We start from the raw sequence: 21,392 nt of genomic DNA on the forward strand, positions 1-21,392 counted from the left end.
CGCGAAACACTGTTTAATCGTCACTGCCGATTGTTCGTACGCAGTGCCCCTTCCAATAATTAAACGGGAGCTACCGATGTCTGCATCGCCTTTGGATCACGACGTTTCAACCACGCACCTGAGCTACGAGACATTGACGCTACTGTTGCAGCGCATCCTTCTGCGGCACGGCGCGTCTGAATCGGTGGCTCAGGTACTGGCCGAGAACTGCGCCAGCGCCGAGCGTGACGGGGCCCATAGTCACGGGGTGTTTCGCGTGCCTGGCTATGTGTCGACGTTGAACAGTGGTTGGGTCAACGGCAAGGCAGTGCCCATCGTTGAAGACGTTGCCAGTGGCTTTGTTCGGGTGGATGCGGCGAATGGTTTTGCCCAACCGGCGCTGGCTGCAGCCCGCTCACTGCTGGTCGACAAGGCCCGCAGTGCCGGCATTGCGCTGCTGGCGATTCATAACTCCCATCACTTCGCCGCGTTGTGGCCGGACGTCGAGCCCTTTGCCGAAGAAGGCCTGGTGGCGTTGAGCGTGGTCAATAGCATGACCTGTGTGGTGCCCCATGGCGCCGACCGGCCGTTGTTCGGCACCAACCCGATTGCGTTCGCTGCGCCACGGGCGGACGGCCCTCCCATTGTGTTTGACCTCGCCACCAGCGCCATCGCCCACGGCGACGTGCAGATTGCCGCACGCAAAGGCGAGCGCCTGCCACCGGGCATGGGCGTCGACAGCCTGGGTCAGCCGACCCAGGACCCCAAGGCCATTCTTGAAGGCGGGGCGCTATTGCCGTTTGGCGGGCACAAGGGCTCGGCGCTGTCGATGATGGTCGAGTTGCTGGCGGCGGCGTTGACGGGCGGTAACTTTTCGTTCGAGTTCAATTGGTCGGAGCATCCGGGGGCACGTACGCCCTGGACCGGCCAGTTGGTGATTGTGATCGACCCGAGCAAAACCGCCGGGCAAAGCTTCGCCGAGCGCAGCCAGGAACTGGTGCGGCAGATGCATGCAGCGGGGTTGCGGCGGTTGCCGGGGGATCGACGTCATCGCACGCGCGCGAAGTCCCTGCAGACAGGTATTGAAATGGACACGAAAGAACTTAGGCAGTTGCAGGCACTGGCGGAAGGTTAAACGGGGCTGCGCCTGTTGCGCAGCCCCGATTGTTTCAGTTGCGACGGCCGAGCAGTAGGCCTACGACCAGGCCGAAACCGGCAGAAATCGCCACGGTCTGCCATGGGTGGCCACCGATGTAGGTTTCGGTGGCATCGACCACCGGTTTGCTGCGCTCGCGCACATTGGACACCGAGTCCAACGCTTGCTTGAGTTTGATGGCGACCTGCTCGCGCAGGGTTTCACCTTCCTCGCCGATCAGGGAGGCGCTGCTTTTGAGCAGTTTGTCCGATTCTTCGATCAGCGCGGTGAGTTCGCTGAAGGCTTGGTCCTTGATTTGGTCTTCGACGGCTTGGGCAGCAGTTTTGCGGGCCATTGTGTGACTCCTTGCGAGTGAATGTGACAGTGAACAATGGAGTATCGGGCGTTGGCAAAAGTTGCAGTTTTTTTGCCGGCCGGCCGTTTCGAGCAAAATCCGGATCAGGAAAATTCGACCTACAGTGTAAGATGTCGCCTATTTGTGCAGCAGGTAAATCAACATGAGCTTCAATCTGGCCAACAAGACCCTCGCCGAACGTGCCGAGCTGGAAGATGAAAAGTCCCGCCTCTATGACCTGTGGCAAACCAACCTGGGCAAGGCCAAGGGCGAAGCGGCCCGCTTGTTCGGTGAGCGCGCCAAGCGCAAGGGCAAGTGGGCCGAGTGGGTGCGCGCCGAACTCGACGGCATGTCGCCGCCGGAGTTTTCCAACATGGTACGCAGTGAGGTCAACAAGTTGATGGCGGCGGCTAAGTAAAGCTCGCCACAATCGCTTCACGCACTTTCAGCAGCAGCGGATCGAGCTGCGCTTGGGTGCGCCAGCCCAACTCCACCGGGTAGCGCGGCAGGGCCAGTGGGCAAGCCAGCACCCGCAACCCGGTCATCGCGCCGATGGCCTCGGCGGCGTGACCGGGAATGGTCGCCACCGCCTGGCTGCCCTTGAGCAGAAAAGGCAGCGCCGCGAAGTGGCTGGTGGACGCACACACTTGTCGGCTCAGCCCTTGCGCCGCTAAACCCTCATCGGTAATCCCTATGAATCCGCCTGACGACACCAGTACGTGCTCGCGAGTGACGAACTCGTCCAGGCTGATGCTGGCCTGATCCGAATCCACCAGGCAACGGTAATCGCCTTCTCCCAATACTTGGCGACTTAACCGGCCATGGGCAAAGCCACCGGCTGTGATCGCAAGATCCAAGGTGCGGTCGAGCAGGGCGCCTGCGACGATCTGGCTATGGGTCTGGCGGAAAATCACCCGTAGTTTCGGTGCGCGCCGGGCGATCTCATACATCAGCCTGCGGCCGTAGGCAATCTCGAAATCATCCGACAGCCCCAGCACTACGGAGCGCCCCTGATACTGCTGATTGTGCGGGTCGACCATGGCCAGGCTCTGCCGACAGCGATCCAGTGCTTCACTGATCAGCGGTTTCAACTGGTTGGCCCTCAGGGTCGGCGCCAGGCCACGCCCGGTGCGCACAAACAATTGATCGCCATACACCTCGCGCAAGCGCCGCAACCCCGCGCTGATGGCCGACTGCGTCACGCCCAGGCGCAAGGCCGCGCGGCTGGCGCTGGATTCGTCATGCAGGGCTTCAAAGGTTTTCAGCAGGTTGAGATCGACCTGGGCGATATTGATTTGGCTCATATCATTCAGCACTGAGGTGGGCTTTATTCATGATCGAGGCTGGCGGGAGAATGGGCAACCCCCATTACCTGGAGTGAACACGATGCCTGTTTCTACTGTGGCGGCCCTGCAAATCGGTTCCCTGCCTGATGGCAAGGGCGAAACCCTGGCGCAGATCCTCAGTTATGAAGACGAGATCCTGCGCAGCGGTGCGCAACTGGTGGTAATGCCCGAGGCGTTGCTGGGTGGCTATCCCAAAGGTGAGGCATTTGGTACGCAGTTGGGGTATCGCCTGCCGGAGGGGCGCGAAGCCTTCGCGCGCTACTTTGCCAATGCTATCGATGTGCCGGGCCCTGAAACGCAGGCGCTGGCCGGACTGTCGGCGCGCACGGGCGCTAGCCTTGTTCTCGGTGTGATCGAGCGCAGCGGTAGCACGCTGTATTGCACCGTGCTGTATTTCGAGCCGGCGGGTGGGCTGGTGGCCAAGCATCGCAAGCTTATGCCCACTGGTACAGAACGGCTGATCTGGGGCAAGGGCGACGGCTCGACCCTGCCGGTGATCGATACGGCAGTGGGGCGTGTGGGCGGCGCGGTGTGCTGGGAAAACATGATGCCGTTGCTGCGTACGGCGATGTATGCCAAGGGCGTTGAGGTCTGGTGTGCGCCGACGGTAGATGAGCGCGAGATGTGGCAGGTGAGCATGCGCCATGTGGCCCATGAAGGGCGCTGCTTTGTGGTGAGCGCGTGCCAGGTACAGGCGTCACCGGCAGCGCTGGGGATTGAGGTCGCCAATTGGCCTGCCGAACGCCCGTTGATTGCGGGGGGCAGCGTGATTGTCGGGCCCATGGGCGACATTCTGGCGGGACCGTTGCTGGGAGAAGCCGGGCTGTTGACGGCGCAAATCAATACCGATGAATTGGTGCGCGCGCGGTATGACTATGACGTGGTGGGCCACTACGCCCGGCCGGATGTATTCGAACTGGTGGTGGATGAGCGCGCCAAGCCAGGCGTGCGCTACATCACCGACTAAAACACGATAGCCCCTGTAGGCGCCGGCTTGCCGGCGATAGCGTCTGTTCCAATGCAGTCGGTTGCATGGCGTTTACCAGGTGGCCGTATTCGGCAGGTCCAGTGTGCCACGGTCAACAAAGCGCATCGTGCCAAACAGCCCACCCGCCAGTTTGCCCCGCAGCACATAAGGCAGGTTGTTCAAACTCTGCGTTTGGCTCAGGCCCAGGGTTTGGCGCAACACCGAAAACGCCGAAACACTTACCGGCACCATGAGCACGGTCTCGGAAAAGCGTGGGATGGAGCCGCGTTGATCACTCACCCCTGACGCCAGCGGCCGGCCATTGACCTCAAGGTCCAGGGCCACGCCGTTGTAGTCGATCGCGGTTTCATTGGGGTTCTGCACCCGCAGCTTCACGGCGAAGCGCACTTCCAGGTCCTGGCTCTGCAGGGGCTCGATGCCCACCACGTTGATGTTCACCGGGTCACGGTTGGGGAACAGCGCGCAGGCGCTCAGGGTCAGCAGCAACAGCGATAGAACCATGAGCTTGCGCATATAAAAGTGCTCCTATTTCGTGACGTCCGGGTCCTGCATCACTTTGAGGGTCGAGGACTCTGGATCAAATTCATCTTCTTCCAGCTCTATGAACTCTTCCGGCAGGAAAATGTTCAGCAGGATTGCACAGAAAGCCCCCACGGTGATCGGCGACTCGAAGATGTTGTGCAGCGCCTTGGGCAGGTCGCGCAATACTTCCGGCACGGCGGCCACGCCCAGGCCCATGCCCAGGGAAATCGCCACGATCAGCACATTGCGGCGGTGCAGCCCGGCTTCGGCGAGGATCTTGATGCCCGCCACGGCCACGGTGCCGAACATGATCAGGGTCGCACCGCCCAGTACCGGCTTGGGCATCAGTTGCAACACCGCGCCGATCATCGGGAACAGCCCCAGCAGCACCAGCAGGCCGGCGATGAAGTACGCCACATAGCGGCTGGCCACGCCGGTCAACTGAATCACCCCGTTGTTTTGGGCGAAAGTCACCATCGGCAGGCTGTTGAAGGTGGCTGCCATCGCCGAGTTGAGGCCGTCGGCCAACAGGCCCGACTTGATGCGCTTGATGTACAGCGGGCCCTTGACCGGCTGCTGGGAAATCATGGAGTTGGCGGTCAGGTCACCGGCCGCTTCCAGGGGCGAAATCAGGAAGATCACCGCCACCGGGATAAACGCCACCCAGTCGAACGAGAAACCGTATTTGAACGGCACCGGCACGCTGATCAAGGGCACCTGGGGTAATGCGGCCATGTCCACGCGCCCCATCAGCCAGGCCACGACAAAGCCCAGGGTCAGGCCGATCACGATGGAGCCCAGGCGCAGGAACGGGTTGTTGAAGCGGTTGAGCACCACGATGGTCAGCAGTACCAGCGCCGCCAGGCCCATGTTGCTGGCGGCACCGAGGTCGCTGGCGCCGAAACCGCCGGCCATGTCGGTAACCGCCACTTTGATCAGCGACAAACCCATCAAGGTAATGATGGTGCCAGTGACCACCGGGGTGATCAGTTTGCGCAGCTTGCCGATGAACTGGCTCAGCACCACCTCGATAAACGCGGCGAAAAAGCAAATGCCAAAGATCGTCGAGAGAATCTCATCGGTGCCGCCGCCCCGCGCCTTGACCATGAAGCCCGCGCTGAGAATTACGCTGATAAAGGAAAAGCTGGTGCCCTGAAGGCACAACAGCCCGGAACCGATCGGGCCAAACTTGCGCGCCTGCACAAAGGTGCCGAGCCCCGACACGAACAGCGCCATGCTCACCAGGTACGGCACTTCGCTTTCCAGGCCCAGCACGCCACCGACGATCAGCGTGGGGGTGATGATCCCGACGAAACTCGCCAGCACGTGCTGCAACGCGGCAAAAATCGCCGCAGTGAAGTGCGGGCGGTCTTCCAGGCCGTAGATCAGGTCGGATTTATAGCGCGGGCGGGGGGCTTGAGCGTCAGACAAAATACGGGCTCGGGTCAGAAAATGGAGGCGCAGGATGCCAGAAAGCGCCGGTCGTCAGAAGTGTAAAAAAATATTTATGAATGACCTGCGGGAAACCCCAGGCCCTGCCGATATCGAGGATAGGCCCACATACCAACGACAACAGTGGTGACCACAGGTCGGAACGGCGCGTTGACGCCGACTGATCGTTTCGCGGCAGGGACGCTCGCAAACACTCCTTCTGAGAGCACTCCCTATGTCCCTGCGCCAGTTGAACATTGCCCCTCGAGCGTTCCTCGGTTTTGCATTCATTGCGTTGTTAGTGGTTTTACTGGGGGTGTTTGCGGTCAACCGCATGGCACAGATTCGCCAATCCTCAGTGGAAATGACCGCGACCCAACTGCCCAGCGTGACCTCGCTGGGCATCATCACCGAGAACGTACTACGCCTGCGCATCCTGTCGTTCCGCGTGCTGGTCAACCGCGAGCCGGCCAGCCTGCAAGAGGCTGAAACCCGCATGGGCGTGCTCGCCGACAAGGTCAAGACGGCCCAAGCCAGCTACGCAGCTCTACCTGCCGGCCCGGAAGAAGCCGCGCTGTACAAAACCTTCGTGGTCACGCTGGACAACTACTTCAAGGCACAGGCCGACATGCTCGCGCTGTCCAGGCAGGGCAAAGTGGATGAGATGCGCGCACTGATCAACAGCCGCATCAAGGACGGCACCGACCAGATGGGCGAGCAACTGAACAAGCTCATCGCCATCAACGCGGCCGATGCCAAGACCGCTGACGCTGAAGCCGGGCAGAGTTACGACGGCGCCATCACCGGCGTCATTGCAGTTTCCGTGGCTGCCGCATTGCTCACCGTGCTGCTGGCGTGGCTGTTGACCCGCAGCATTGTCACGCCGCTGCGCAAAGCCGTGGAGGTTGCCGAAACCATCGCCGGTGGCAACCTGAGTAAAGCCATCGAAGATGACGGCAAGGACGAACCGGCGCGCTTGCTCGGCGCCTTGGCGGCCATGCAGGCCAACCTGCGCCAGACCATCCAGCAGATCGCCGGCTCGGCCACTCAGCTTGCCTCGGCAGCGGAAGAGTTGAGCGCGGTCACTGAAGAAGCCTCCAAAGGCTTGCAGCAACAGAACAACGAAATCGATCAGGCGGCCACGGCTGTCAACGAGATGACGGCGGCGGTGGAAGAAGTGGCGCGCAACGCAGTGTCCACCTCCGAAGCGTCCAGCCAGTCCAACCAGGCTGCCCGTGAAGGGCGCGACCGCGTGGTGGAAACCGTTGGCGCGATCCAGACCATGACCCAAGACGTACAAAACACCGCTGCGATGATTGAAGGCCTGGCCACCCAAGGCCGCGACATCGGCAAAGTGCTGGACGTGATCCGCGCGATTGCCGAGCAGACCAACCTGCTGGCGCTGAACGCCGCCATTGAAGCGGCCCGTGCTGGTGAAGCCGGGCGTGGCTTTGCCGTGGTGGCAGACGAAGTGCGTGCGCTGGCCCATCGCACCGCGCAGTCGACCCAGGAAATCGAGAAAATGGTCGCCGGCATCCAGAACGGCACCGGTGAAGCCGTGCAATCGATGCAGCAAAGCAACCAGCGCACCCAGGACACCCTGGAAATGGCCCGCGCCGCCGGTGTGGCCCTGGAGCAGATCACCCAATCCATCAGCCTGATCAACGAACGCAACCTGGTGATCGCCAGCGCGTCGGAAGAGCAGGCTCAGGTGTCCCGCGAAGTGGACCGCAACCTGGTGAACATCCGTGACCTGGCGACCCAGTCGGCGGCCGGTGCCAACCAGACCAGTGCGGCCAGCCACGAACTGTCGCGCCTGGCGGTGGATTTGAATGGGATGGTGGCGCGTTTTGTAATCTGAATGCGTCAGGAACCTGCTTTTTGTGGTGAGCGGGCTTGCCCCGCGCGAGGCAAGCTCGCTCACCACAGTAAAATCAGTTTTTCCACACTGCTGCATTCACCAGGTTTTTTGGTCGCTTACCGGCCAACGCCTGCAACAGATTATCCACCGCACATTTGGCCATGGCCTCCCGCGTTTCATGGGTGGCCGAGCCGATATGCGGTGTTGCCACCACATTGTTCAAGCGCAACAACGGCGAGCTGTGATCCAGCGGCTCCTTTTCAAACACATCCAACCCCGCCGCCCGAATGGTGCGCTGCTGCAACGCTTCCACCAGCGCCGCCTCATCCACCACCTTGCCCCGCGAAATATTGATGAAGATCGTCTCCGGACCCATCAGCGCGAACTGTTCTGCGCCAATCAACTTCTCGGTTTCGGCGGTAAGTGGCAAGGTCAGGCAAACAAAGTCGGCCTGTTGCAGCAAGTCATTCAAGCTGCGGTACTGCGCGCCGAAACGTGCCTCCACCGCCGGCTTGGGCGAATGGCTGTGGTAGATCACCGGCATACCAAAACCAAAATGCCCACGCTGGGCCAAGGCTTCACCGATGCGGCCCATGCCGATGATGCCCAGGGTCTTGCCATGCACATCGCTGCCGAAATGCGCCGGGCCGATGTTTTTGTTCCATTGACCGGCGCGCACCATGTCGGCCAGCTCGACCACACGCCGGGCGGTAGCGAGGATCAGCGCAAAACCGGTGTCGGCGGTGGTTTCGGTGAGCACGTCGGGGGTGTTGCTGAGCAGGATGCCGCGCCCAGTCAGGTAGTCGATGTCGTAGTTGTCGACGCCGACCGAAACGCTGGCCACGGCCTCCAGCTGCGGCGCCAGATCAAGCAGCTTGGCATCCAGACGCAGGCTGGCGCCCAGCAGACCGTGGGCGCCGGGCAGGGCGTCGCGCAGCTTGGCCAGGCCGGTGTCATCCAGCGCTTCGATCAGCGTCACCTCGGCCTGTTCATGCAGGCGGGCCATCAGTGGCGCGGAGAGTTTCTTGTACAACACGACAGACTTTTTCATGCGGTCTTTACCTTCAATTCCAGATTGGGCGCCGGCGTGCGGTCACTCGCGCCGGGCTTGAGAAAAATCGTCAGTACCACCGACAGCAATAACGCGCCGCTCATCAGCAGGTACGAAGCGCCGGGCGAACCGGTGCTGCTATTGAGATAGCCCACCAGGTACGAGCCGCCGAATGAACCCAGGGCCCCCATGCTGTTGATCAGCGCCATGGCGCCCCCGGCGACATTGGCCGGCAGGATCTCCGGGACAATCGCGAAAAACGGGCCGTACGGCGCGTACATGCAGGCCCCGGCAATCACCAGCAAGGTGTAGGACCACCAGAAGTGTTCGGCGCCGAGCACGTAGGACGCGTAGAAAGCAATCGAGGCAATCAGCAGCGGCGGCCATACGAAACGCTTGCGCTTTTGCAGCTTGTCCGAGCCCCACGACACCACCAGCATGCCAATTACCGCCGCCAAATAAGGCAGCGCCGACAACCAGCCGGCCTCGACCATGTCCATCTGCAAACCTTGCTTGAGGATCGACGGCAGCCACAGCACAAAGCCGTACACGCCAATGCTCCAGCAGAAAAATTGCAGGGCCAGGATGATCACTTTGGGCGAACGGAACGCCTCAGCGTAGTTCTTCACCGCCTTGATCCCGACTTGCTCGGCGGCCAGCGCGGTTTCCAGGTCCTGTTTCTCAGAGTCGCTCAGCCACTTGGCATCCTTTGGACGCTCATCGGCCAGCTTCCACCAGATAAACGCCCACAGCACGGCCGGCAGGCCTTCGATGATAAACATCCAGCGCCAGCTGAAATGCTGCACCAGATAGCCCGACACCACCGACATCCACAGCATGGTCACCGGGTTGCCTAGGATCAGGAAGGTATTGGCGCGCGAGCGTTCTGCACGGGTAAACCAGTGGCACAGGTACACCAGCATCGCCGGCATCACGGCGGCTTCGACCACGCCGAGCATGAAGCGAATCACGATCAGCATGTAGGCGTTGGACACCACGCCGGTGAGGGTGGCCAGGCCGCCCCACAGGATCAGGCTGACGAAGATCAGCTTCTTGACGCTGCGTTTCTGCGCGTAGATCGCTCCCGGCACCTGGAAGAAAAAGTAGCCAAGGAAAAACAGCGCGCCCAGCAATGACGACATGCCGGGCGTGATCATCAGGTCCTCGGCCATCCCGGAGGCGGCGGCAAAGCCATAGTTGGCGCGGTCCAGGTAGGCCAGGCTGTAGGTAATAAAAACGATGGGCATGATGTACCACCAACGGCGGGTGGCGAGTTTCACGGTTTCCATGGGGTTGCTCCTGAGCTTGTTGTAGTTGTGGCAACAGGTAGTGGGTTAGGCAACGGATCGGATTGGTAACTCTGAACGGGCGGGCAGGCCCTCCATATCGCCACGGCTTTGCACGGCGCGACTGCCGATCCAGTTGCCGCGCTGTACCGCCTCGGGAAAGCTGAGGTTTTCCAGCAGGGCGCTGATCATGCCCACTGCAAAACCGTCGCCGGCACCGACCGTATCCACGACTTTTTCCACCCGCACGGCGGCGACAAAGCCCTGGTCCATCTGGGTGCGGTAGTAGGCGCCATCCGGGCCGAGCTTGATCGCCACGGCTTCGGCGCCCTGGTCGAGGTAGAACGCGGCGATGTCGGCCGGGTCATCGAAACCGGTGAGCAGGCGGCCTTCGCCCAGGCCCGGCAAGACCCAGTCGGCCAGTCCCGCGAGCGTGTTGATTTCACGGATCATCGTTTGTTGGCTGGCCCACAACGACGGGCGCAGGTTGGGGTCGAACGACACGCTGCGCCCGGCCTTGCGCATCTGCGTCATCAGCTCGACGGACAACTCGCGCGTCGCCTCGGACAATGCGGGCGGAATGCCGGTGGTATGCAGATGGCGAGCTTGCAGCAGGGCAGGGCTGATGGCGGCGATAGACAACTGACTGGCCGCCGAACCCTTGCGGAAGTACTCCACCTGGGGATCATCGCCCGCTTCTTCACGAGACTTGAATTGAAAACCGGTGGGGTGTGCCGGATCGACCGCCACATGCCGGCAATCCAGGCCCTCCTGGGTCAAGGTGTCGACCACAAAGCGCCCGAGCGAATCATTGCCCACTCGGCTCAGCCAGGCGACGTTGAAACCCAGGCGCGACAGGCCGATGGCGACATTGCTGTCGGCACCCGCGATGCGTTTATGGAACTGAGCCACCTGGGCCAAATCGCCGGTCTGTTCGGCGACAAACATTGCCATGGTTTCACCAAACGAGAGGATATCGATCTCAGACATGCGCATGCTCCGAACGAGGTTGGCCCAGCAGGGTGAGGGTGGCGACCTGCTGCGCAGTGACCGCGACCAGGTCATCGCCTTGCAGCGGGAATTCCACGGCCCGGCTAATACCTGGAGTCATGTGCTTGAGCAGTTGTTCCCACAGATGCAGGTCGGTGGCGCCAGGCGGCAGGGCGACCAGCTTGCCGTCGGCACGCCGCGCCACCGCCTTGCAGTGCAGGTAATCCACATGGCGGCCCAGCAGGCGCGCGGCGGTGAGGGCGGATTGGTCTTGCCACTGCCAGTTGCCGATGTCGAAGGTCATCTTAACCGGCAGGCCCAGGCGTTCCACTTCGGTGAAAAAGCGCTGCATGGGTTCGATGCGGCCACCGTGCAGGGTCTGGTCGTTCTCTACCAACAGGCGGACCGGGTGGCGGTTGAGCAGGGCGTGCAGGCTTTCCAGGTCGTTGGTGTCGGTGAAGTAGCCGAGGGAGACTTTCAGCCAGCGTGAGCCAAACGCCTGCGCCCGATCCAGGGTGGCCGCGAGTTCGGCATTCGCTTGGGCGCGGCCGGCGACCCACAGTTCCAAAGGCGATGAGAACACCGACTTCAAATCCTGTTGCGCTGCTGCCTGGGCCAGTTCGGTGGGCTGTTCGTCCGTCAAAAGCTCTTCGCGCCATTCGATGCACTGGGCGCCAGCGGCGGCGAGGACCTCGACGAAACTAAGCTGGCCCTGCTGACGTACCAGCTCGGCGCCGTAGCTGGAAAGGCTGATGGAGACGGGGTATTTATGCATTGTTGTCTACCTCTGAAACCGGTTTCATTTTTATACGTAAACCAACATCTGTAGGAGCCGGCTTGCCGGCGATAGCGTCCTTGAAATGGACGCTTGCCTCAAGAGCCCCATCGCCGGCTAGCCGGCTCCTACAAGGGGGTTGTGGAGCCTCGGATGATCAGTTGGGGCAGGAAGTCCAGGGTGCGTGTCGGCTCGGTATCGCCGCGCAAGCGCTTGAGCAGGCAGTCAAATGCGCTGGCGCCGATGGCTTCGGTGGGCTGGGCGAGGGCGGTGATACCCGTGCCTACCAGCGGATACCACTCCAGGTCATCCAGGGCGATCAGGCCGATGTCATCAAACAGGTTGCAACCGAGGGTTTTCAGTGCGCGGGTGCAGGCCAACGCCGCGACACCGTTGGCGCAGAACAGCGCCTTGGGGCCAGGTTTTGCGAGAAAGGTTTTCAGGTGTTTTTGCAGCGTTTCATCCAACGCCAACACAGCGCCGGTCAATGCCAGGCGGCTAGCGATTTCAGCCTTGAAACTGTTCAGGCGCTCCAGGCGCGAGCTGGTGCCATCGGTGGCCTCGCTCACCATCAGCACATCGCGATAACCCTGTTGCTCCAGGTGCTCCACTGCCATACGCACCGCCGCCGGGTTATCCAGCCCGACCAGGTCGCTGTGCAGCGGCTCGACCTTGCGGTCCACCAGCACCAGGGGCATTTCCCGCTGCAGTTCCAGCAACTGGTCGAGGTGATGGCCGAGGGTGTTCACGATCAACCCTTCGATGTTGTACGAACGCAGCGCTGCCAAGTGCTGGCGTTCTTGCTCGTCGTCACGGTCGGTGTTGCACACCACCAGGCTGTAGCCGTGTTGACGGCAAGCGGTTTCGACACCGTGCATCACGGCAATGGAATAGGGGTTGCGGATATCGGCCACCAGCATGCCGATCAGGCGCGTGCGCCCACGTTTGAGGCCACGGGCCATCTGGTTGGGGCGGTAGCCGAGTTGTTCGATGGCGTGTTCGATGCGCAGGGCGATGGCATCGGAGAGCAGGGCGCGGTCGTCGCCGATAAAGCGCGACACGCTGGCCTTGGACACGCCAGCGTGTTGGGCCACGTCGAGCATGGTCACGCGGCTGCGTTGGGCGGCGGAAAATGAAGTCACGGTGGAGCCTTTCTTATTGGAATTCGGATTGCACTGAAACCGGTTTCAGAAGACACCAGCCATTGCTTGCAGTCAAGAGGAAATTCGCAGGATGGCACCGTGTTCAGGTTGATGAGTCCGACGGGTGGCAATTGCACCTGTTAGTTCTGACAGTATCCGGGCGGGCGTTTCGGGTGTTCAATCGGCTTCAAGTTAATGGCATTACCGCATTAAGCGTGTTGGATGTTGGGTCCATAGGAGGGCGGCATGAGCAAGCCAAAATCGATAAAATCAAAGCCCAAAAAATCACAGGCGGGTAAGGTTGCTGCTGGTTCTGAGGCCGTCCTGGCTTTTGATGGCCCCCGGGTGATTCGCGCGCAGCCAGATGGATTAGTGCCTGCGCAGTACTATTTCAACGATCTGGAGTGCGAAATCGTTACTCCATGGACCTTTCTGCCCGAAGCTGGCGAGACTCATTACGTCGTACCCATGTGGGATGACCACAGCGCCGCACCCGTCGAAGTGCTACCGGCCTTGCGACTGGATGGCCCACTCACCCCTGAGGACTTTCCTTATCCATTTGAAATTCCCCAGGCTTTCCTGCTGAGAAGTGCGATTGTCGATCTCCGTTTTCGAGTCTATCTCGACCCGCCACCCTCACAAAATTACGATACTTCTGAGCCCACACTGCTCCGAATAGACCGCGATGCGCCTGGGGTGGGAGGGCCGCTGCCACCGGCCATTTTTCCGGTTGATCCGATCACTGACGCTTACTTGGGTATGACGCCACTGGTGCCCATGGAAGTTCCCGGAGGTTATCTGGGACGTGAGATTGGTGATGAAATACTGATGTATTTTTCGGATATGAACACGTTACCGACCGGTGCTCCTGCTGTGGTTTCCCCGCCGCTGACCAGTGCTACTGGGCAAATATTCGTGAATGTCCCTAATACGGTTTTCCAGAACTTCCCGGGTGCTGCTTTTATTTTTTGCTTCTACCGGCTGCGCGATCGCGCCGGTAATCTCAACCCAGAGTTTTCCCTGGTTGCGCAGGCCGTGCTGGAAGTGGGGCTGCCCGCCCCGACCTATATGCGGCCGCGCTTTCCGCAGGCTGACTCCGAACCGATACTGAACCCGAACAGATATATGACGTGCGCCTGCACACCCAAAATCTGGTTCGGCGTCGAAATTCGCATTGACCCGAATACAGGCCCGGGCGCGGGTATCCAGCACGGGGACTTGGTCGTGATGCACTTTCAGGGATACGGCCAGGCCCCCGATGGGAATCCACTTCCTGACATCGTCGATACACAAAGTCACATTTGGGACGGGGTGGCAGACGCCTTGGGTTACTCCTTCTGGATTCTCGATGTAGAACGTTTGATCCGCCCGCTCAAGGACCATGCCGGAGGGGAGGCGAATTACAGGGTGTACAGGGGGGGGCGATTGAATGGCCGGTCTGCCTCCCGGTTCGCACGGTTTGACCGCGTAGTGTCGTCGGCGCCACCCACTCGCTATTGCTGGATTGACGGCAATGCGCCTGAGCCCTGACCCCGGGGCCCACACGCACAGCCTCCTGTGTGTTTAGCGCTATCGGGGCACCGAGGCGGATTTCATTGCAAGCATTTAGTGTTTTGGCTATGCCGCATATGAAGCGGTAGAGAGAGGTATTGCCGGGAAATGAGTTCGTTGGCACTTGAGATCGGAGGTCGAACGCAGCCCGGCGGATGAGTGGTTTTTTGTGAGAAACCTATATTGGACGAACGTGGAGATCATCAAAAATGAGCAGCAATCCGAATGTGCCACTGACCCCCCGGGCAGCCCCAGCCGCTCCCACTATTGTGGGGGCACTGGATGATGCCACCGGGACGATTTTGGCCCGTAATGCGACGGCCGACCTCACCGTACGATGCAAAACTGGCGACATTTCAGATTTCGATGATTTTATCCAAGTCGAAATGGCGGACGATTCGCAACCGATAAAGGTCTGGGTTGCTGTGACACCGCCGATGCAAATGAGTACGGACCCTGCTTTCCCTATCCCTGATAGGTTCAATATCACCGTACGCGCGCCAGCAGGTGGTTTCCGGCATGGTTTCTATCTGCTACGTAGCGTTCAATACCTCAACATCGGTGGTGTACCGGCAGCGATGGGAGAACATTCGGACCCTGGTAATTTTACCGTTGACCTGCTTTCGCCCTATTCCGAAGCCTCCTTTCGTGATCAGCCCGATGCAGTAGGATTTCCCCCAACGCTTCCCGTAGGTGCGGTGATCGACAACGCGTATTTGGTCATGCATGGCGGGGTGGAGTTCGTTATTCCTGATAACACCTTCGTGCCTGTCCCAGGCAGGTGGCAGGCCGGTGACTTCATTACCTTCTACTGGAGCCCGGTGATGTTCCCGCGCCCAGCGGACATCGTCAGCCCCCCCGGTGGGATTCCAATGCTGCCGACAGGCAATACGTTTTTCCTACCGAAAGAAATGATTGATTCAAGTGGGGAGTACTACGCGTTCTACACCCTCACAGACCGGGCGGGTAACGTCAGTCGTCCTTCGTTCGTCGAAAATCGGCGCGTTGCCTTGATCGCAGATCCGGAACGCGGAACCCCGCATTTACCGCTGGCACCTGTACCCGATCCTGGTGAAACAGACAACTTGATTGATATCAAGGATTACCTGCGTAACCCTGAAGTATGGGTCAGAACGTATAACAATCACTCCCCCTTGCTTGATCGGCTGGAAGTGGATATTGGTGGCCTGGGTTATAACGGTCTGGGAATGCCATTCACAACGTTCCCGCAGAGATTCAGTAATTTTCAGGCTCAATTCGTTGCCGCTTATACCCAGGCCATTGGGCCACAGCCGACGACCGTACAGTATCGAGTTGACCGCAGTGGTGATAGTTTCCCTTCGTTCATTCACACGTTCATGCTCGATTTGTCGGTAGGCGGGCCCGTCAACCCTGGTGAGCCAGGTTCACCCAACCCCAACCTTAACCAGGCCCACGTATTCGGTGCTGGCTCGACCACTCCGGACGTATTGCTGCCTGCCCATGCTGGTCAACCGGTACGCGTGGACATCGCGCCGTGGACCGTTGCAGTGTTGCCGCATCCGGGGTTGTCGATCATCTTCCTCTGGGAGGATGAGCGGGTCGGACCGTTCCCTGTCAGCGCGACGGCCAATCCGATCTCGTTCTCTATTGACTGGGACGTAGTCGCCCGTCATGGCAACGACATGAAGACCATCAAGTATCTGGTCCTCGACCCGGCGACAACCAACGAAAACGAGTCGCCACCCACCACGGTCGATGTGCAGGACGCCGTCGTCGTGGAGTTGGCGAAAGCACAGTATATGGTTGCGACTGCGGGTCGTTGGTTCTGTTCGGACTTGGAGACTCGGACGCCCGGCAGTCCGCCGGTGCTGTTTGGTAAGGTTCATGTGCCAGGCGATACACGCATGGCCCTCGGTGTGCCACTGACATTGACGTTGAGCCTTACCAATACCTTCGCCGGCCTGCCACCTGGGCCGTTCCCGTTGACGCTTACTCACCCGAGCTTGAGCCAATCGGATATCGACAACGGGATCACGTTTGAAATTGACTATCAGCCTTACCTGGCCCAAGCCCCGAGGGGGGCGTGCGTGGCGACCTATGAAACGGTTCTGAGGAGTGGAGTGATCGGCCATGGTGAGCCATCGGATATACGTAGCACGCTGGCGAACACCCACTTCTTCTGCGACGGGACCAATTTTCCCACACCTTGATCAAGCCTGAAAAGAATAGGGGAGCGCAGCTCCCCTTTTTTTGCTTTGCGCGAGTATTTCCCCTGCCCTGACCGCTGCCGGTTCACTTGCCTTAATAAGATTAATCCTACATAGATTGGGATGCTTTATCCGTACTCTCTGCGCCGCACAGGTAAGGCTCCATTCCTTGGGAACGAGCCAAACCGTTTTCATCGGCTCTACCCCCAGAGAGTGAACGACCATGCACGTACCAGCCCACTTCAAGCTCAAGCCCCTGAGCGCGATTATGAAAGTCCCGACCATGACCCTGCTTATGTTTGCAGCGGTTCATGGGGCTGCCCACGCCGATCATTTGATTGGCGAACAAAAGACCATTGACGCCAGTGAAACGTCCAAAGACTGGCAACTGGATCATAAGTCCGAACTGACCCTTAATGGCGCCGCTGCACAGAGTATCCTTGTCAATGATTCGGCGTTGATCGTGAACGCCGGCAGTCGAGTGAATGATATCCGCGCTACGCAAGGCTCGACTGTCAGCCTCACTGGTGCACATGTGGAGTCGAGCAACCCGTCGTTTGGCGCCGTACGCCTGGATGACAGCACCGCAACCATCACCGGCAGCACCCTGATCAGCCATACCAATTTTGGCTTGCAGGCGTTCCAGAGTGCCGGTTCGCTTAAGGGTGGGGTTGCTGAAGTGTTCAGCAGTGTCATCAAAGGCGCTACTGCCGGTGCGCTTGCGCAAGGTAACAGCGAGCTGCATTTCAACCAGAATACCTGGGTTGAAGGCACCGGTGCCGAGAGTGCCGGCGTTCGACTGGACAGCGGCGCACTCGTAACCGCCAGCCAAAGTACATTGATCGGTGGCAAGAACGGTGTACTCATGACGAACCTGTTGAACAGCGCTGAAACCGGCAAGCTGGTGCTGGATAACTCGCATGTCGAAGGTCGCACGGGTTCCGCGATTCTTGTAGAAGGCAGGCCGGGTCGTGTTCCGACGGTCGACATCGACGTACGCAATGGTTCGACCTTGACCGGTGGTAACGGCACGCTGTTGGAAGTGAACGGTGGCGCGACCGCCAATATGAATATCGATAACAGTCGTTTGAACGGCAATGTGATTGTCGAGGATGGCAGCACCGCGCATTTGAGCCTGCAGAACAATGCCGGCCTTACCGGCCAGTTGAAAAATGTCACCAGCCTGAACGTGGGCGATGCATCTTTTTGGGAGTTGACCGGCGACAGCCAGGTGGGCGCCTTGAACCTGGCTGGTGGCACGGTGAAGTTTGGTGCCACTGATGCGTTTTATCAGTTGGACCTGGACACCCTGGAAGGCAACGGCACCTTTGTCATGGGCACCGATTTTGCCCGTGGTATCACGGACTTTCTTAACATCGAGGGTGAGGCCAAGGGCAATCACAGCCTGTTGCTCGCTGCCAGCGGTGCGGAGCCGGTCAACCCCGAAGACATTCGCATCGTGCACACCGGTGGCGGCGACGCCCATTTCTCCCTGGTGGGCGATGTGGTCGACGTAGGTGCCTACTCCTACAGCTTGAAAAAGGAAGGGACCGACTGGTTCCTTGACCCGAACAATCGCGTGATCAGCCCTGGCACGCGTTCGGTAATGGCGCTGTTCAATACTGCACCTACCGTGTGGTACGGCGAGGCAACTTCACTGCGTACCCGTATGGGTGAATTGCGCTTCGAACCGGGCCAGTCGGGTCTGTGGATACGCGGTTATGGCAACAAATACAAAGTGTCTGACAGCACGGGCGTAGGCTACGACCAGACCCAACAGGGCTTTACCCTGGGCGCCGACATGCCGCTGGCCGATAGCCAGTGGTTGGTGGGTGTGATGGCCGGTCACAGCACATCTGACCTGAACCTCAAACGCGGTACGTCCGGTAACGTGAAAAGCTACTACCTGGGCGCTTATGCCACCTGGCTGGACGAGGAGAGTGGCCTGTATTTTGATGCGGTCGCCAAGGTCAACCGGTTCCACAACGAGTCCAAGGTCGGTTTGAGCGACGGCACCACGTCGAAAGGCAAGTACAACAACACCGGTGGTGGTTTGTCGGCTGAGTTCGGTCGCAACATCAAGCTCGATGACGGCTTCTTTGTTGAGCCGTATGCCCAGGTGTCGACCGTGGTGATCCAGGGTGCCAATTACAACCTGGACAATGGCCTGCAAGCCAAGGGTGAGCGTACTCGCTCGATCATGGCCAAGGCCGGTGCAACAGTTGGGCGTGATATCCAACTCGACAGTGGCAGCGTGGTCCAGCCCTACCTGCGGGCGGCAATGGTGCACGAGTTTGCCAACAACAATAAGGTGTCGGTGAACAACAATGTATTCAACAACGACCTATCTGGCTCGCGTGCCGAGTTCGGTGCGGGGGTGGCGGTGAAGCTGTCGAAGAACCTGCAACTGCATGCTGACCTTGAACACAGCAGCGGCGGCAAAGTTGAACAGCCTTGGGGTGCCAACGTGGGTGTTCGTTACACCTGGTAAATCCCGATCAGGAAAAAGCCCGTATCGCTAGATACGGGCTTTTTTTGTTGTGCGCCCAGCATGGGCGCAATCTTGCAGGTGAAAGTCCTGCCGTAAGCTGACCACAGCGAACGAAGTGAAGCGCAACTGCATGAGGGCGACCGAGTGTGGGGAGGAAGCGTGAATCGAAACCGCGAGCCGATGAACAAGAACCGGATATAAGGCGATGTCGACCAGGGCGAGCGGGCAATGAACCGCGAAGCTCTTGTGGTCAAAGGGCGGCAGCGTAAATCCGGCGGTTGTGCGGGGAAGGATTGCGTCCTTACCTGGGGAGATCTCGCCTTGTGCCTGAAAGGGCGACGGTGTGTACCGGCCCAGTCCGGTACGGCACGTGGTAATCCCCAAACCTGACGGCGGTGAGCGCGAGTTAGGTATCCCGACGGTGCGAATGTGTATGTTCGCAGCAAGAAGGCAGGGCAACGGGTGATGGCGTTGCTGAAGCGTCTGTATGGAAAACTGCACCTGAGTGGCAATGAGAGTAAAAGTGCGGTGGCAAGTGTGTTTGGGGTATGTGTTTTGGTCGTCAGCCAATGGCATCAAAAGAAAGGTTGCGAGTAAAGCGCGCGAGCAATTCAAGCAGCGCATCCGCAGGCTGACCAGGCGTTCAGGCGGTCAAAGTTTGCAGCAAGTCGTTGACCGACTAAAGCCCTATATCCTTGGTTGGAAGGCATACTTTGGATTGTCGCAAACGCCGAAGGTTTGGCGAGAGCTATGTAGGCTAGGAGCAAGAGAAAGTATTGCGCGCAAGGTGGCCGCTAATAGCCGTTGCTGGTGGCGTAATAGCCGCTTGGAACTCAACCGAGTGCTTGATATAGCGTGGTTCGACAGGATGGGTTTAGCGCGTCTCTCCTGACCTCAATCTCTCGAACCGCCCGGTGCGGACCCGCATGCCGGGTGGTGTGGCAGGGGAGCGGCCTGTGGAAGGCCGCCCCCTATGCCGATTGCTGGTTCAGGTGTGAATGTCGAAGTTAATGATCAAGTCGTGTTCCTGTCCGTTCGGGTCGGTATCGGTGCGAGCAACGGCGGCGCCTTGTACCTTGATAAGCTGCGGGGAAATTTGTTGAATGGACAAGGTGCCGATAACGCCGCGAACAACGTAGGATTCGGTCGCTGTCTTGAACGATAGCCAAATTCTGGTGGGGGTGAATTCACTCTCCGCCAAATTGAACGTCGTGCCCGCCGGCGTGTGATCCGCAAACTCAATGTCGATTGTCCGCACTGTATCGTGGCCCACGGTGTTGCGCCCGGTAATACGCAGAATGCGTTGGGAGGGGTCATTCACAACAGTGATGGTTTGGATGTCGATTTCCTGGCTATCCAGGAACACAGAGAAGGTTCCCACTGCCTCACGTGGCTGGGGGAACAATACGCTCTGTTGGTGGGGAGTCAGCGTTGCAGTTTGTGCTGGCATGATTGCGTCTCCATCTTTGATGAATAGGTCAAAACACTGAACGGCGCCTGGCTTTATCGACAACTGTCCTCGAATCAGCCAACGTACCTGGGTTTCAATTAGACGCGTTTTCTTGAATAAATCTACTGTCATATATGACAGTTCAATAGGTCAGTTCTTTATTTCTTTTAGGCTTAAGCAAGTGCTCAGCACGAGGGGGTATCGCTTAGCCGAAGAGCCCTGCCGCAATATTGATCGAGAATCCCAGGATCGCTGTATTGAACAGAAACCCGATCAACGACTGCCCCAGCACCACCTTGCGCATGCTTCGCGTGGCCACACCCACATCCGAAGTCTGCACCGCCACGCCGATGGTGAACGAGAAATACAGGAAGTCCCAGTAGTTGGGCGTCGTCAGGCCCTCGGCAAAACGCAGCGCCGGCTCCTTGCCGTCCCAGGTGTAATAAAGGCGCGCGTAATGCACGCTGAAGATCACTCCGATCAGCAACCACGAACCGATGACTGTCAGCCCGGTGAAACCGTAGTGCAGCAGGCGTTCCGAGGTGGCCAGGTCTTTGCTGCCCACCAGTTCGAAGGTGATGGTCGCCAAACTGGCAATGGCGGCGATGCATACCGTGAACAGCACCAGGCCGGCGTTTTCGTCTTCGATTTCGGCGATGCGTTTGACGTCCGGGGCCTTGGCACGGATGGTCAGCCACAGCATCAGTAGCAGGTAGGTCCAGACGCCGGCGTTCCAGCCGATGAGGATTTTGCTGATGAGGCTGTCGGCGGGGACCAGGATACCGACGGCAAGCCCTAGCACGGCGGCGGCGGAAAGGCGAGGGTGGGTGCGGGCGAGGAAAGACATGGA

18 protein-coding genes and 1 pseudogene are annotated in these 21,392 nt (G+C 59.5%); 8 read left to right on the forward strand and 11 right to left on the reverse strand.

Annotation, left to right across the window (positions count from 1 at the left end):
* The first annotated feature begins 76 nt into the window (after positions 1-76).
* Positions 77-1,114 (forward strand): Ldh family oxidoreductase, encoded by a 1,038-nt coding sequence (locus EJ576_RS27015; protein WP_126571541.1) that lies wholly within the window; start codon positions 77-79, stop codon positions 1,112-1,114.
* 34 nt (positions 1,115-1,148) lie between these two features.
* Here EJ576_RS27015 and EJ576_RS27020 read toward each other — a convergent pair whose 3' ends face one another.
* Positions 1,149-1,469: a YqjD family protein gene (locus EJ576_RS27020; RefSeq protein WP_064452711.1), complete on the reverse strand. Its 321-nt coding sequence runs from the start codon at positions 1,467-1,469 to the stop codon at positions 1,149-1,151.
* Between the two features lie 163 nt (positions 1,470-1,632).
* On the opposite strand from EJ576_RS27020, the gene EJ576_RS27025 reads away from it, so the two are divergent.
* Complete coding sequence (locus tag EJ576_RS27025) at positions 1,633-1,887, forward strand: hypothetical protein (RefSeq protein ID WP_003190904.1); 255 nt, start codon at positions 1,633-1,635, stop codon at positions 1,885-1,887.
* Here EJ576_RS27025 and EJ576_RS27030 read toward each other — a convergent pair.
* The gene (locus EJ576_RS27030; protein WP_126571542.1) at positions 1,880-2,773 is read right to left on the reverse strand and encodes a LysR family transcriptional regulator; all 894 of its coding nucleotides are present in this window, start codon (positions 2,771-2,773) and stop codon (positions 1,880-1,882) included. The genes EJ576_RS27025 and EJ576_RS27030 overlap by 8 nt on opposite strands.
* 82 nt (positions 2,774-2,855) lie before the next feature.
* Between EJ576_RS27030 and EJ576_RS27035 the strand changes: the two genes are divergently transcribed.
* Complete coding sequence (locus EJ576_RS27035) at positions 2,856-3,782, forward strand: carbon-nitrogen hydrolase family protein (RefSeq protein WP_122726157.1); 927 nt, start codon at positions 2,856-2,858, stop codon at positions 3,780-3,782.
* A gap of 72 nt (positions 3,783-3,854) precedes the next feature.
* Here the strand turns inward: EJ576_RS27035 and EJ576_RS27040 are convergent, their stop codons facing one another.
* Together EJ576_RS27040 and EJ576_RS27045 are read right to left on the reverse strand one after the other, a co-directional pair.
* On the reverse strand, positions 3,855-4,316 hold the full coding sequence (locus EJ576_RS27040; protein WP_016979398.1) for an LEA type 2 family protein: 462 nt from the start codon (positions 4,314-4,316) through the stop codon (positions 3,855-3,857).
* 12 nt (positions 4,317-4,328) lie between these two features.
* Positions 4,329-5,756: a nucleobase:cation symporter-2 family protein gene (locus EJ576_RS27045; RefSeq protein WP_028615910.1), complete on the reverse strand. Its 1,428-nt coding sequence runs from the start codon at positions 5,754-5,756 to the stop codon at positions 4,329-4,331.
* Between the two features lie 235 nt (positions 5,757-5,991).
* Between EJ576_RS27045 and EJ576_RS27050 the strand changes: the two genes are divergently transcribed.
* Positions 5,992-7,617 (forward strand): methyl-accepting chemotaxis protein, encoded by a 1,626-nt coding sequence (locus EJ576_RS27050; RefSeq protein ID WP_122726159.1) that lies wholly within the window; start codon positions 5,992-5,994, stop codon positions 7,615-7,617.
* A 73-nt stretch (positions 7,618-7,690) separates the two neighbouring features.
* On the opposite strand, the gene EJ576_RS27055 is transcribed toward EJ576_RS27050, so the two are convergent.
* From EJ576_RS27055 to EJ576_RS27080, 5 genes are all read right to left on the reverse strand, one after another.
* Positions 7,691-8,668, reverse strand: a complete 978-nt coding sequence (locus EJ576_RS27055) for a D-glycerate dehydrogenase (protein WP_126571543.1) — start codon at positions 8,666-8,668, stop codon at positions 7,691-7,693.
* The gene (locus tag EJ576_RS27060; RefSeq protein ID WP_122726163.1) at positions 8,665-9,957 is read right to left on the reverse strand and encodes an MFS transporter; all 1,293 of its coding nucleotides are present in this window, start codon (positions 9,955-9,957) and stop codon (positions 8,665-8,667) included. The genes EJ576_RS27055 and EJ576_RS27060 overlap by 4 nt, the downstream gene beginning before the upstream one ends.
* Positions 9,958-10,002: 45 nt before the next feature.
* The gene (locus EJ576_RS27065; protein WP_126571544.1) at positions 10,003-10,944 is read right to left on the reverse strand and encodes a sugar kinase; all 942 of its coding nucleotides are present in this window, start codon (positions 10,942-10,944) and stop codon (positions 10,003-10,005) included.
* Entirely contained in the window at positions 10,937-11,719 is a 783-nt protein-coding gene (locus EJ576_RS27070) for a sugar phosphate isomerase/epimerase (RefSeq protein ID WP_122726167.1), read from the reverse strand. The genes EJ576_RS27065 and EJ576_RS27070 overlap by 8 nt, the downstream gene beginning before the upstream one ends.
* Positions 11,720-11,847: 128 nt before the next feature.
* Positions 11,848-12,861 carry a LacI family DNA-binding transcriptional regulator gene (locus tag EJ576_RS27080; RefSeq protein WP_122726169.1) on the reverse strand — a complete coding sequence of 338 codons (1,014 nt, stop codon included), beginning with the start codon at positions 12,859-12,861 and terminating at the stop codon, positions 11,848-11,850.
* Positions 12,862-13,107: 246 nt separating this feature from the next.
* Between EJ576_RS27080 and EJ576_RS27085 the strand changes: the two genes are divergently transcribed.
* The 4 genes and pseudogenes from EJ576_RS27085 to EJ576_RS27105 form a co-directional block, all read left to right on the forward strand.
* Complete coding sequence (locus EJ576_RS27085) at positions 13,108-14,391, forward strand: hypothetical protein (protein ID WP_126571545.1); 1,284 nt, start codon at positions 13,108-13,110, stop codon at positions 14,389-14,391.
* Between the two features lie 230 nt (positions 14,392-14,621).
* The gene (locus EJ576_RS27090; protein WP_126571546.1) at positions 14,622-16,604 is read left to right on the forward strand and encodes a hypothetical protein; all 1,983 of its coding nucleotides are present in this window, start codon (positions 14,622-14,624) and stop codon (positions 16,602-16,604) included.
* 220 nt (positions 16,605-16,824) lie between these two features.
* Positions 16,825-19,092 carry an autotransporter outer membrane beta-barrel domain-containing protein gene (locus EJ576_RS27095; protein ID WP_126571547.1) on the forward strand — a complete coding sequence of 756 codons (2,268 nt, stop codon included), beginning with the start codon at positions 16,825-16,827 and terminating at the stop codon, positions 19,090-19,092.
* A 405-nt stretch (positions 19,093-19,497) separates the two neighbouring features.
* A pseudogene (locus tag EJ576_RS27105) lies at positions 19,498-19,984 on the forward strand (group II intron maturase-specific domain-containing protein); the annotation flags it as partial.
* A 96-nt stretch (positions 19,985-20,080) separates the two neighbouring features.
* Here the strand turns inward: EJ576_RS27105 and EJ576_RS27110 are convergent.
* Together EJ576_RS27110 and EJ576_RS27115 are read right to left on the reverse strand one after the other, a co-directional pair.
* Positions 20,081-20,542, reverse strand: coding sequence for a hypothetical protein (locus EJ576_RS27110; RefSeq protein WP_126571548.1), 462 nt, complete (start codon positions 20,540-20,542; stop codon positions 20,081-20,083).
* 205 nt (positions 20,543-20,747) lie between these two features.
* Positions 20,748-21,389, reverse strand: a complete 642-nt coding sequence (locus EJ576_RS27115; RefSeq protein ID WP_126571549.1) for a DUF1345 domain-containing protein — start codon at positions 21,387-21,389, stop codon at positions 20,748-20,750.
* Positions 21,390-21,392 lie beyond the last annotated feature (3 nt).

The sequence above is a fragment of the Pseudomonas sp. C 49-2 genome (assembly GCF_003970195.1).
In the GTDB taxonomy this organism is placed as follows: domain Bacteria; phylum Pseudomonadota; class Gammaproteobacteria; order Pseudomonadales; family Pseudomonadaceae; genus Aquipseudomonas; species Aquipseudomonas canadensis.

Excerpts from the sequence above, each read along its gene's own strand:
- EJ576_RS27015 (WP_126571541.1), top strand. The coding sequence starts at position 77 with ATGTCTGCATCGCCTTTGGATCACGACGTTTCAACCACGCACCTGAGC.
- EJ576_RS27020 (WP_064452711.1), bottom strand. The coding sequence starts at position 1,469 with ATGGCCCGCAAAACTGCTGCCCAAGCCGTCGAAGACCAAATCAAGGAC.
- EJ576_RS27025 (WP_003190904.1), top strand. The coding sequence starts at position 1,633 with ATGAGCTTCAATCTGGCCAACAAGACCCTCGCCGAACGTGCCGAGCTG.
- EJ576_RS27030 (WP_126571542.1), bottom strand. The coding sequence starts at position 2,773 with ATGAGCCAAATCAATATCGCCCAGGTCGATCTCAACCTGCTGAAAACC.
- EJ576_RS27035 (WP_122726157.1), top strand. The coding sequence starts at position 2,856 with ATGCCTGTTTCTACTGTGGCGGCCCTGCAAATCGGTTCCCTGCCTGAT.
- EJ576_RS27040 (WP_016979398.1), bottom strand. The coding sequence starts at position 4,316 with ATGCGCAAGCTCATGGTTCTATCGCTGTTGCTGCTGACCCTGAGCGCC.
- EJ576_RS27050 (WP_122726159.1), top strand. The coding sequence starts at position 5,992 with ATGTCCCTGCGCCAGTTGAACATTGCCCCTCGAGCGTTCCTCGGTTTT.
- EJ576_RS27055 (WP_126571543.1), bottom strand. The coding sequence starts at position 8,668 with ATGAAAAAGTCTGTCGTGTTGTACAAGAAACTCTCCGCGCCACTGATG.
- EJ576_RS27060 (WP_122726163.1), bottom strand. The coding sequence starts at position 9,957 with ATGGAAACCGTGAAACTCGCCACCCGCCGTTGGTGGTACATCATGCCC.
- EJ576_RS27065 (WP_126571544.1), bottom strand. The coding sequence starts at position 10,944 with ATGTCTGAGATCGATATCCTCTCGTTTGGTGAAACCATGGCAATGTTT.
- EJ576_RS27070 (WP_122726167.1), bottom strand. The coding sequence starts at position 11,719 with ATGCATAAATACCCCGTCTCCATCAGCCTTTCCAGCTACGGCGCCGAG.
- EJ576_RS27085 (WP_126571545.1), top strand. The coding sequence starts at position 13,108 with ATGAGCAAGCCAAAATCGATAAAATCAAAGCCCAAAAAATCACAGGCG.
- EJ576_RS27090 (WP_126571546.1), top strand. The coding sequence starts at position 14,622 with ATGAGCAGCAATCCGAATGTGCCACTGACCCCCCGGGCAGCCCCAGCC.
- EJ576_RS27095 (WP_126571547.1), top strand. The coding sequence starts at position 16,825 with ATGCACGTACCAGCCCACTTCAAGCTCAAGCCCCTGAGCGCGATTATG.
- EJ576_RS27110 (WP_126571548.1), bottom strand. The coding sequence starts at position 20,542 with ATGCCAGCACAAACTGCAACGCTGACTCCCCACCAACAGAGCGTATTG.
- EJ576_RS27115 (WP_126571549.1), bottom strand. The coding sequence starts at position 21,389 with ATGTCTTTCCTCGCCCGCACCCACCCTCGCCTTTCCGCCGCCGCCGTG.